The organism is Paraglaciecola sp. IT1134, from assembly GCF_058068185.1.
On record NZ_CM176486.1, the window covers coordinates 4,102,267 to 4,114,304 of the forward strand.

At 46.2% G+C, this 12,038-nt stretch carries 8 protein-coding genes; 6 read left to right on the top strand and 2 right to left on the bottom strand.

The genetic code is table 11. The features are described from left to right. Positions 1–97 precede the first annotated feature (97 nt). Entirely contained in the window at positions 98–1,708 is a 1,611-nt protein-coding gene (locus AC3RV5_RS17995; RefSeq protein WP_489728960.1) for an HNH endonuclease signature motif containing protein, read from the bottom strand. 165 nt (positions 1,709–1,873) lie between these two features. On the opposite strand from AC3RV5_RS17995, the gene AC3RV5_RS18000 reads away from it, so the two are divergent. Together AC3RV5_RS18000 and AC3RV5_RS18005 are read left to right on the top strand one after the other, a co-directional pair. Beyond that, the gene (locus tag AC3RV5_RS18000; protein WP_489732204.1) at positions 1,874–1,963 is read left to right on the top strand and encodes a DUF2797 domain-containing protein; all 90 of its coding nucleotides are present in this window, start codon (positions 1,874–1,876) and stop codon (positions 1,961–1,963) included. Positions 1,964–2,119: 156 nt separating this feature from the next. Beyond that, positions 2,120–2,374, top strand: coding sequence for a DUF2797 domain-containing protein (locus AC3RV5_RS18005; protein ID WP_489728961.1), 255 nt, complete (start codon positions 2,120–2,122; stop codon positions 2,372–2,374). Between the two features lie 166 nt (positions 2,375–2,540). On the opposite strand, the gene AC3RV5_RS18010 is transcribed toward AC3RV5_RS18005, so the two are convergent. Then, complete coding sequence (locus AC3RV5_RS18010; protein ID WP_489728962.1) at positions 2,541–5,075, bottom strand: TonB-dependent receptor plug domain-containing protein; 2,535 nt, start codon at positions 5,073–5,075, stop codon at positions 2,541–2,543. Positions 5,076–5,576: 501 nt separating this feature from the next. Between AC3RV5_RS18010 and sbcD the strand changes: the two genes are divergently transcribed. From sbcD to AC3RV5_RS18030, 4 genes are all read left to right on the top strand, one after another. Next, entirely contained in the window at positions 5,577–6,827 is a 1,251-nt protein-coding gene (sbcD, locus tag AC3RV5_RS18015) for an exonuclease subunit SbcD (protein ID WP_489732205.1), read from the top strand. Then, positions 6,824–10,498 carry an AAA family ATPase gene (locus AC3RV5_RS18020; RefSeq protein WP_489728963.1) on the top strand — a complete coding sequence of 1,225 codons (3,675 nt, stop codon included), beginning with the start codon at positions 6,824–6,826 and terminating at the stop codon, positions 10,496–10,498. Before sbcD ends, AC3RV5_RS18020 begins: the two co-directional genes overlap by 4 nt. 226 nt (positions 10,499–10,724) lie before the next feature. After that, positions 10,725–11,012 (top strand): type I toxin-antitoxin system antitoxin YafN, encoded by a 288-nt coding sequence (yafN, locus tag AC3RV5_RS18025; RefSeq protein WP_489728964.1) that lies wholly within the window; start codon positions 10,725–10,727, stop codon positions 11,010–11,012. After that, positions 11,012–11,407: a type II toxin-antitoxin system YafO family toxin gene (locus tag AC3RV5_RS18030; protein WP_489728965.1), complete on the top strand. Its 396-nt coding sequence runs from the start codon at positions 11,012–11,014 to the stop codon at positions 11,405–11,407. Before yafN ends, AC3RV5_RS18030 begins: the two co-directional genes overlap by 1 nt. The last annotated feature ends 631 nt before the right edge of the window (positions 11,408–12,038 follow it).

Here is a 12,038-nt window from a genome sequence, read left to right on the forward strand (position 1 = left end):
GCCAGCATAACAAAGCAAAACCCACAGAGGTGAAAAAGGGGCAATATCGCCCCTTTTTAATGGCTAACTCAAATGATTAGCTGCCCATGGCGAATCTCTAATTGCCCCATATTTCGCTGGCGAATTGGGGGTAGTCAATAAAAGGATTACGGTTACCTTGGTGGGAATAGGCCGCCTCATTACGATCCAGCTCTTTTTGGCTAACCGGGTCTTGCTGATGCCAGCTTTTGAGCATATTCAAGGTCCAGTTTTCAAATACTTGATCGCTGCTTCCGTTTAAGATCGCATCCGCCGATGTACTGTTACCTTGCCAGCCGCCAATGACATTTTGGTAGCGGGTGGCCATATAGAAGTAAGCCCGGGCGATATCCCCTTTGAATTCGTCGATGGGTTCAAACACTGTGCCGGTAAATCCAATAGAGACGCTGGCACTGCCCAAACGTGAGCCATTAGTAGAAGTGAACGTTGCGCTGCCTACCACACCATATGGGTAGCTGCCGCGTTTAGAGTTGACATAACCGTCCGTAGCAAAAATATGGTGCACGTCAGAATTCATTGGCTCTATCGCCCCCCCGAACCAGCTCCTGGGAAAGGAATGTTCACGGTTATAACAGCTGCCTTCACCGGAGTAATTACCACACTGATCACTTACGGCAGTATAAGTATAGCTATCAGCGCCACTGGGCTTCTCTGAATAGATATCTAAAATTGAACCGTCATTTTCATAATAACTGTCACGTTCATTGGCGTTGTAAAAGGTCCAAAGCGCACCATAACCTTGGCTAGCATGACCTTTGACAATGTCATATAAGGCAGTTTTCAGGCTATAACCTGTTAGCCCTTGTGCACTGGCGTAATAGGCGCTCAAATCACCGATACCACCGCCTGATGTGGTGCCTAAGGTAAAACTGGTTGACTCACTGGCGCCAAAACTGCCGCCACTGGCCACGCTAGTACCGTTAAAAACCACATTGTATTGGCCACTGCCCATGGTGCAGCATATGCCATCGCCATAGGTATCATCGATGGTGAACACATAACTGGCATCCGCCAGGCACAACGCTTCGCTGTAAGTGGTATTACTGGCATAACCACTACCCGAAGCCAGCACCACTGATTGACTGTCGCTAATTTGCCAGCTGGTTTCGCTGCCATAATTATCGGTGGTTAGATTGAAACTGCCGCTGTTGCTAGCACAAGCTCCTGGGGAGCCTCCATCGTTATTAGGTTCGAAGTCATCCACATAGACTATTTCGGAGCCATCGAAACCGGCTTCATCATAAAAACGCAAACCCACTTCTATGCTGCCACTGGTACTCGGGGTGTAGCTGTAGCTTATTTGTTGCCATTGATTAACCAAGCTCGCCGTGGAATATCCTTGATAACCGTTTACGTATAAGCGAGCTTTTACCCCACCTTCAGTATGGCGCACCCACACGCTCACGGCATAGGGTTGGCCCCCTATTACATCCACACTCTGCCTGAAATCGGTGGAGCCCTGAGTGCCGGTATTAACCGTAATGGCCGCCGAGCTGGCCCCCGCGGTTTTTTGACTGCCTGATTGACTTAGGCTGATCCCGGAATCGATAGTTGTCCAACCATCGGGCGCACCGCCCGTCCAATTTTCGAAGCTTCCATTATCGACATTTGCATACACTATGTGGCTAGTCAGTAGCGCTGCACATAATAACAACCTTATTTTTTTCATTTTGGTCTCTTTTTATGTTTATCGTTCTATTGGTGTGTGTTTGGCCAGAAAGTCTGCCTAAGATTTGTGGCATTGATATGTCAACCCTACATCTAAGGTAAGTTTTTTACCACAAAACAGACCGTCTGGTCAATTTTTGTTCAAATAGGGGATAAAACCAATTGCCTGTCTGATCATTATGTTTATTTAGCCAACATGGGCACCGGTAAAGTGGGTATTACCCGCCACGTTAGCGGCGAAGTTTCAAGCGATTGACTCGGCCAGAGTGGCCACGCAGCCCATGGCCATAATCCGCATGCAAATTGTTTAACGAGCGGCTTGATTGAGATCTTCATGAATGGGTTTATCGCCGACAAAACCAACTGGCGCACCGTGCTAAATAACCAGCCAGATACAACAGATTTACAATAAATGAAAGAACAGTTAATCACCCAAATTGAACATCGGTTAGACGAAATTACCGACAAGTACGGTTTTCAAGCGATTGATATGCTTAGCCTACCTGCCGCAGACATTCATTACCCCGTCGAGCAAACCCCTGAAAAAGTGAAATCTATCAATTTAGACAAAGAAGACGAATTCAGTGCCGTGCTGCCGGGTATGAAAGGGCAATGCGGGATGATCGATGGCGAACGCGTGACTAATATGCGCATATATTCTGGTTAACATTTGAGTATTAAAACCACCGAGTAAGCGAAAGACGAAAAGAACAACGACCCTGTTATGTAAACACAAAATATCGGGGGCAGTTTGCACTGCCCCGATATTAATGATTGTTTTGACGCACTGTTATGTTGGACGGTAAACCGCCACCGGCGGCTTACCCAACCCTTTAGAAAGTAACTGACACCTTGCCGTAAACGAAGCGGCCAGAGAAACCAAACGGTGAGAAGCCAGAGTAAGGGAACAATCGCGAAAACGTCGTTACATCATCAACCAACTCACGTGTGGTATCAGGGTAAACGTCAAACAAGTTGTTCGCACCCAAAGTTAAGGTCACATTCTGTGTTAGGTCGTAACCTACATCTAAATCCGTCACCCACTTCTCGGGTAAAACTTCATTTCGCGCTGGATTGTCTGATGGCTCCTGAGTTTCACCATAACGAGTAGTGCGTAAGGTGGCATGCCACTCATCCATGCTCCAAATCGCACTTAAGTTAAGCTTGGTTTTCGGCGAACCCACTTCAAAACGACGTAGTTCAACATCAGAGAATAAATTGCCTTGATCAACTCCCGCTCCTTGCAATACGGCTGGCGGATCAATGATGTCGGTTACTTCATTTTTGTTGTAGTTAAAGCCAGCGTTAAAGGCGATATCACCCCAGTTTTGAATGTCAGTATTATAAGAAGCCACGACATCTACACCAGATGTTTCACTGTCAATGGCATTTAAGAAGAAACGGGCACGGTTGGCACCAGTGCCAGCCAATAACGCTTCAATCCCCTCACCCGAGAGATTGTTTGACAGCACAATACGATCATCAATTTTGATGTTGTAGTAATCCACTGACAAGCTGAAGTTTGAATCGGGTGACCAAGTGATCCCCGCGCCGTAGTTAACGGCTTCTTCAGCATCTAAACCAGGTGAGCCCAGCGCTTTAGCCACATCACTGCCGGGCGCAAATGTACCGGTTTCTGTCGGTTCACCATCCACAAAGACGGTGGCGATTGAGGTGAAATACTGTTGCTGTAATGATGGCGCTCTAAAGCCTGTCGAAACAGACGCTCTTAGGGCAATTGCTTCTGTTAGGGTATAACGGGTGGCAAACTTGCCATTTACCGTAGAGCCAAAATCAGAATAATCTTCATAACGCGCCGCAACGGTTACATTCCAGTTATCGGTAATGTAAGCCTCTAGATCAACGTACAAACTGACATTATGGCGGCTGTTATCCCCCGCCGATTCGGGTGTAAAACCAGGAAAGACCTGAGAGCCGGCGGATCCAGGGAGTTCACCTTGAATATATGATGCTTCTTCACCGGCTTTGATTTCATAACCTTCGCGGCGATATTCTGCGCCCACGGCAACGTTAACACCACTGGCTAAACCAGCAACATCCACCTCTCGGCTAAGATCAACATTGAACGTAAACTGGTCATAAATTAAGGTACCCGCATCAAATACGGTTTGGCTAGTCGGCCCAAGAGAGGTGTTCAAACTGTCTTTTACGCCAAATTTAAACTCATCTTCACCATAAACGGCCGACACGTCATAATTCCAGTCGCTCACGTCGCCCTTGATACCCGTGGCTACTGAAAAGTCATTTATGTCAGACGTGATGATAGGTAAAAAACCATCCGCATAAATGGCTTCAACATTACGACTGTCTTGTGCTCGGCGATAGAAACCACCGCCTTCCCCTTCACGAGTACTGTATGAACCGAATGCGTAGAGATCAGCATTGGGGTTTAAGGCTAGGCCCGCATTTACAAACACCGCCATGTCTTGAACGTCGCCATTACCAAAGCTATGGTTGTAGCGATCCCAGGTCAACTCACGCGGATCAAGTGAGTCATCGCCTAAACGGGCGTAGTTTTCCCGCTGATCATAGTCAGAACGATTACTGGCGCTGCGATCACGAAACTCAGCCGACACATTTAAAAAGCCGTCTTCACCTAGCTCAAATCCCATGTTGGCACGTAACGTTGCCGTTTCGCCGTCAGTCAATTCACGGTCGCCGCCTTCAGTGAAGGCTAAATTACCATCCCCGTCGATGGCGACATCTTTCAAGTCAGGCACGCCATCCATAGTAGTGACATTGGTGCCATAAGTGACTGAGGCTGCGCCGCCGCTACTGGCACTTTTCAGAACAATATTAATCACCCCAGCAATGGCGTCTGAGCCATATTGCGCCGCCGCGCCATCACGCAATACTTCGATACGCTCGATAGCATTAGCAGGGATCGCATTTAAATCTACCGCGGACGAACCACGACCTGTAGAGCCATTTAAGTTAAGCAAGGCGCTAGAATGACGACGTTTACCGTTAATTAAAACCAAGGTGTGATCCGGTGCTAAGCCACGCAACTGCGCAGGGCGTACGTGATCAGTACCATCGGTTAGTGACGGCTGAGGAAAGTTAAAACTAGGCAGCAAACTGCCTAAGATCATGTTTGTTTCTGTTTGCCCTGTGGTGCTTAACGATTCAGCACCGATAATGTCGATGGGGACCGGGCTATCTTCTACTGTGCGTCCTAACCGGCGGGAGCCGATGATACTGATTTTTTCTACTGAATTGTCCGCTGCTTTGACGGATTGTTCTTGTGCGAAGGCGTTTGAGCCACTTAAAATCGCTGATGATGCGCTCATCATTAGCGCGACTTTCAACCACTGTTCTTTGGCTTTAAATGGATGTGTTTTTTTCATGTTGTTGTATGTCCCAATATCAATGTGGAATGTTCAACACTGTACCCTCTTCTTGTTATTGCTTTTCTGTCGGGCTGAAGAGTGGCTTATTATTGTTATTATGACAGTCGTTGGTTATTTGCTTTGCCCGAGTAAACTAGGGCCATATCACTATTAACATGAAAAACACCATTCAGCGCAGTTACACATATTTGCTTACAAATTTTGATGAAAAACGATTAAAAACAAATCAATTAAATCAATGGGTTAACTCCTTCGAAAAGTAATCAATTAGCGCTAAAATAGGTTTAATATCAGCTAAATCTCTATAACGTCTTCAATCAGGCGCAAAGATTAACTTGTAATCAACCATTTCAGCACTCGCACTAACGGCCCCTTGCTCCAGATCCAGTGCAAAAAGCGTTTATTGAATTTTCAACACTGTCTACTTTGCTCATCATCGATGCAGTACACTTGGCTTTAGCGAGACATGCAACGCGAAACAATAAAGGGATCCGGCGTATCAAAATTCTACACACCTCAGATTGGCACCTAGGGCAAAATTTCTTCACCAAAAGCCGCAAGGAAGAACACCAAGGGTTTATTAACTGGCTTTTACAGCTGGTAGCAAAAGAGCAGATAGACGCGGTGATCATAGCCGGTGATATTTTTGATACCGGCACCCCGCCCAGTTATGCCCGAGAAATGTACAACCAGTTTGTGGTTGATATGCAAAAGCTCAATTGTGTTTTGGTGGTGCTGGGGGGCAACCACGATTCGGTATCGACGTTGAATGAATCAAAGCAAATTCTGGCTTGTTTAAATACTTTTGTGGTGGCCAGTACCGGCATGGCTATTGATGAGCAAGTCTTTACCATTCCCGATAAACTCGGTCAGCCAGGGGCTATTTTATGTGCAGTACCCTTTATTAGAGCCAGAGACGTATTGCAAAGCTCGCCAGGTGAAACCGGATTACAAAAGCGCCAAGCCCTTGGCGACGCTATCAAGCAGCATTATCAAACCCTTTATCAAAAAGCCGTGGCTAAACGTCAAGATAGTGGCCTTGATTTACCTATTATTGCCACTGGGCATTTAACCGCGCTCGGGGTAAGCCAATCTGACAGTGTGAGAGACATTTACATTGGCACCTTAGACGGGTTTGCCGCTGACGGATTCCCCCCGGCTGATTACATTGCCCTGGGGCATATTCACAAACCCCAAGTGGTGGCTAAATCTGAACATATTCGTTATAGCGGCTCCCCTATTGCGCTTAGTTTTGATGAACTGGGCACTCAGAAGCAAGTGATGCTAGTAGAGTTTACGGGGGCACAGCGCACAAATTTAAAGCCTATCGACATTCCTATTTTTCAGCCCATGCAAGTGCTTAAAGGCGACTTGGCAGCCATTGCTAGCGCCTTAGCGCAATTTGAAAATAATGATGAAACAGATTTAGCCTGTTGGTTGTGCCTCGAAGTAGACAGCCAAGACTATTTGTCTGATCTTCAACAGCGTATTCAAAACATGACACAAGGGCTACAGGTAGAGGTATTGCAACTGCGCCGTTCACGCAACGAGCGCAGACAATTACTCAATCAAATGCAAAATGAAACCCTTGCAGAGCTCAGCCCAAATGAGGTATTTGAAAAGCGCTTAGCCATGGAAAGCTTTGAAACTGGCGAAGATCAAGCAAAAGCACAGGTAACACTGCAACAGGTGCGACAACGATTCAGCCAAATACTGTCAGAAGTAGAGCATCAAGGAACAGATGGATGAAAATTTTAAGTATTCGGCTGAAAAATCTTAATTCACTCAAAGGCGAGTGGAAAATTGATTTTACCCAATCTCCCTTTGTTGAAAATGGCCTATTTGCTATCACCGGGCCAACCGGCGCAGGCAAAACCACCCTGCTCGATGCCATCTGCTTAGCCTTATATCACCAGACTCCAAGGCTTGGGCAAATTACCAATTCAGCCAATCAAATCATGACCCGCGGCACCGCCGAATGTTTGGCTGAGGTAGAGTTTGAGGTAAAAGGCAGCGCTTATCGCGCGTTTTGGAGTATGCGCCGCTCAAGGGGCAACGTTGAAGGCAATCTGCAACCTGCCGACGCCGAATTAGCTGAAGTGGCCACCGGCAAAGTACTGGCCACCCAAATTCGGCAAAAAAGCGATGAAATAGAAAAATTAACCGGCTTAGACTTTGGCCGCTTCACCAAATCAATGATGCTCTCTCAGGGGGATTTTGCCGCCTTTTTGAATGCAGATGAAAAACAACGCGCTGAATTACTCGAAGAGCTGACCGGTACTGAAGTGTATGGCCTGATTTCTATCAAGGTGCATGAACATCACAGCCAAGCAAAACAAAAATTAAAAGAATTGCAGGTAGGCGCCAGTACCTTTCAATTACTCACCCTAGAGCAAAAGCAGCAGTTACAAGACGAACTCAATAAACTGCAAGCCCAACAAACGAACCTTAACCAGCAAATCAGCGCCAGTGAAAACCAGCTGAACTGGTGGGATAAGTGGCTCAGCGGGCAAAAAAACCAACAAGATGCCAGCGTTTTATGCGCACAGGCCAAGCAGGCAATGAGCGACGCAAAAGTCGATTTAAGTTTGCTCGAAAAAAGCGAGCCAGCAGAGCGCCTTCGCCCCAATTGGCAGCGTTTAGTTGAGGTAAGCCAACAACATACTAAGGCTCAACAACAGTTAACGAGCCAGCAAAATACAAAAACCGCATTAGAAGTAGAATTAAAAAGTGCCGCCGATACATTGGCCCAGGCTGAGCAAGCATTACACGCGAGCAAACAAGCCCAGCAAGCTCAGGAACAACTGATCACTGAGCAGGTTTTGCCGCTCGATACGCAAATAAACACCTTGACGGATAAACACCGTGAAAAACTGCTAACAATTAGCCAGTTGCAGCAACAACAGCAAGAGTCCAACACTAAACAGCAATCGTTAACGGCAGCGTTAGCAAGCTTAAATCAGCAACACACCCTGGTGCAAAACTACCTAACGGCACATCAAGCAGACAGTGCTGTAGGTGAGCAGCTTAGCGGCTGGAGTACATCCCTCACTCAGCTTGAACGAGATGAGCAAGCCGCTCAAGAACTTAAAAAGCAAACACTGATCACACAAGGCCAACTTGATGAAAGCCGCAAACTTGAGCCACAATTACAGGCACAGTGGCAAAGCCTAGCTGAGCGCTTAAGCCAACAACAAACCGCGCTGGCAGAAAAAGAAGCACAATATAAAGCATTAACCCTGACATCAGACACAACGACACTGGAAAACCAATCACAGGTTATCAATGGTCTGTGGCCTGAACTGCATAAAGCCCAAGATACCCAGCGCCGTTATCAGCAGTTAAGCCAAGACCAAACACATGATCAGAGCGAATTGCTTAGTAGCCAAACCCAAGCCGATGCGCTTAGCACCGAGCGTAAAGCCTTGCTTGAGAAATATCAGCAACAAGCACAACACTGCAAAGATTTGCTGCAGTTGGTTAGCCAAGAAGAGCAGTTGGCGCAATATCGCCACTTGCTTAAAGAAGACCAAGAATGCCCGCTCTGCGGCGCGACCGAACACCCCCAAGCATCGGCTATGGCGATTGATATTCCGGGCACCGTTGCCAGAAAACAACAAGCAGAAACGCTGTTAAACCAATTAGAACAAGACGGTAAGGCAGTGCGTGAAAAACTGGACTCCTTAAACCTAAAGATTCAGGCGCTGCAAACCCGACTAACAAAATCGAGCACACTTGAAACTGACTTAATCAACCAGTGGCAGCAGTGCTCAAAAACACTGCAACTAGACTTTGCCATAAGCGATGAACAGAGCTTGCAGGCATTCGAGACAAGCCTGAAAACACAGCTAGAGCAGCTATCAAGCCAATTAAAACAACTTAATCAGCTTGATAAAGCGCGCCAGGCAAGCAAAGAGGCCGTAAACAAAGCCGAGCGCGAAAGTGACAAACTAAGCAGCGAACGTAAGTTGCTTGAGCAACGCCAGCAATCTTTGCAGCAAAACATGCAAAAAACCACTCACGAATATGAAAAGCTGGTTGAGTCGGTGAATAAAAATCGCGGCGCATTACTGGCCAATATTGTTGCCCTGGGCTTTACCGCACCAGCTGAAAATGCGCTGTTGCCTTGGCTGCAAAATAAACGACAAGATGTGCAACATTATCAGCAAAAAGTGCAAGATAAAGAACAACTAAACCAACAACTGGCCGGTAAAACCGCAGAGCATAAAGCCGCCGAACAACAGTTGCATAATTTGGCTACACAGCTGTCATCCGTGCAGTTAGAAGAAGCCCAGCTTAAACAGCATTTAGGCGAAACAACGAAGCAGCGCCAGCAATTATTTGGCCAGCAAAGCATCACCCATGCCAGAGACGAGGCAAAAACGCAGGTAAACAATGCCGAGCAAACCCATCAATTAACCAGTGACAGTCATAAACAAATAGCACAGCAACATAACGACCTACTAGCCGCTATTAAAGCGATAAAGCAACAGCAAACTGAGCTTGAACTATTACTAACAGAGCGCAGCGACAACTGGCAGGAATTACTGACTAACAGCCCTTTTGCTAGCCAAGCTGAATTTGAAACGGCCCTGTTACCCGAAGAGCAGCGCAGCCATCTAATCAATTTAAAGCAGTCATTAGACACCCAGTTACAGCGCGCCAACACCTTGTTGGAGCAATCCACTGCGCAGCTAGGCGAACTGAGTCGTGTCGAAGAAGCCCCCTTGTGGCAACAAACACCACAAGATGACGTCAAAGCGTTATTACAGCAACTTCAAGGTGAAAAAGACCTGCTGGTTGAGCGCAGAGGAGGCATTAGCAGTCAATTGCAAGCAGACCAAAAAGAAACGACACGACAACAAACATTGCTCGCGCAAATTGAACAACAAAGACAAGATTATGATCAGCTAAGCACCCTGCACGGTTTAATAGGCTCCGCCAGCGGCGATAAATTCCGCCGCTTTGCCCAAGGGCTCACGCTGGATAATTTAGTGTACCTTGCCAACAAACAATTAGACCGCATACACGGCCGCTATTTACTCAAAAGAAAAGACGAAGATGGCCTGGCATTAAGTGTATTGGACACCTGGCAGGGTGACGTAGAGCGCGATACTAAAACCCTGTCCGGCGGTGAAAGCTTTTTAGTCAGTCTGGCACTGGCCCTAGCCCTTTCAGATTTAGTCAGCCACAAAACCAGCATCGACTCACTGTTTTTAGACGAAGGCTTTGGCACCTTGGATGCTGAGACGTTAGATATTGCACTCGACGCGCTGGATAACCTGAATGCATCGGGCAAGATGATTGGGGTGATCAGCCATATTGAGGCTATGAAAGAGCGTATACCTACCCAGTTAAGGGTGACGAAAAAGAGTGGTTTGGGGGTGAGTGAGTTGGATAGGGAGTTTGCGGTTGTTTAAGTTTGCCAGCGCAAAGTTAGCGTTGTGAGATAGGGATTACGCTTCGCTTTAGGGCATTCACTTAGTGAACATAGCATGCGCTGCGCTACTAAATGCAAAATCCAGTTTTGACACCAGGCTGAATGTCCCGGATTCATGTAGCTCTCGGTTTAATAATTAAATTTAAGTTGAAAAGTACAAAGTTAAGTACATAATTAAGTCGTTATTAAATTTTAGAGGTGAATAAATGGCTGTTCAATCGATCTTGGCTGAAAAAACGGTTTCAGTTTCTGAGTTAAGAAAAAAGCCTACGGACTATTTTTTAGATGAACCTGTTGCGGTGTTATCTAATAATAAAACGGCTGGATACATGGTAAGCGCGGCGCTGTTTGAACAGATGGTTAAATTACTGGAATCTAAGTCACAACCTTCGCAGTTTCGCCCATCAAGCAAACGTCTGGCGGCAATCGCGGCCTTAGGTGCGGAACAATTATTAGCAGCCTCTGATCAAAAATTAGCTGACTTTGAAGAGTGATGCGAGTTTTTAAAAGTCGCCTAATCAAAAACCTGTTATCAAGTATAGAGCTAAGTGATTTAGTTAGCGATTTCAAGACGTATAAAAGTACAGGGGTAGTCCCTGATAACTTTGGCCGAGACGTTGCTTATGATCACCCGAACACAATACCCATAGTAAAATCAGAGAAAGTTCGACATATTCACTTAGGCAGTGATGAAAAACCGCTGCCCCTAAACAAAATTCAATTTCACAGAACCAGCGATATCCATCTCGTTTATTGCCAAGGTGCGTCAAGTGATGATGACTATTTGTTGATGACAATCTTAGCCCCTGATGGGCATGAGCAAGCCAGATCCCGGAATATAATGTATAGGTTGGCAAAAATGGCTGAGCTTTTTAGGAATCAGTATTAATCGCTAACCAGTCAATAAGAGGTATCTTTAATAGGAGATCCCTGCCTTACCCTTTACGCTTTCTTCAACAGCTAAGAAAAGTAAGCACAAAATGTTCCGGGAAACATTTTGCACATCCGCCGGATGGCCCTTAGGATGAAATACAAGGATGTATTTCATAAAAGAAGCCGCTCTTGGGCATTCCTCCTGATCCTGCGCTTCTCGATTAAAACAGGTCGTGATTACGCGCTCATGGCGCGGGAATCACTTAATTTTCATCCTTGAATCACGCGGTGAGCGAATCAACATGTTTAAATCTGCGATGCTCGGGGAGTGATCAGTCGAGAGAAAAGCAAAAGCATCGGCCGCGCGGCGTCCGCTTTGCCGACAGGGCGTTAACGTTGCTTTGCTGTTAATTAACGTGGATGTCCTGTTAATTATTTCTGTTAATTATTTCAACATAACGTATTGTTTTACATGGACTTAGTAAAAGTGTTTTTTTTTAGACATTTTGTATTTAGCCGTAATAGCGGTTTCCACAAACAAGATGCAGCCAGCAAATTGCTATTAAACACGCTAAGAGTATGAAATTATGGGATATATTCTATTCCGGCCGGAACGATTAAGTTGGAGCCTATCCGGCCTTAACTCG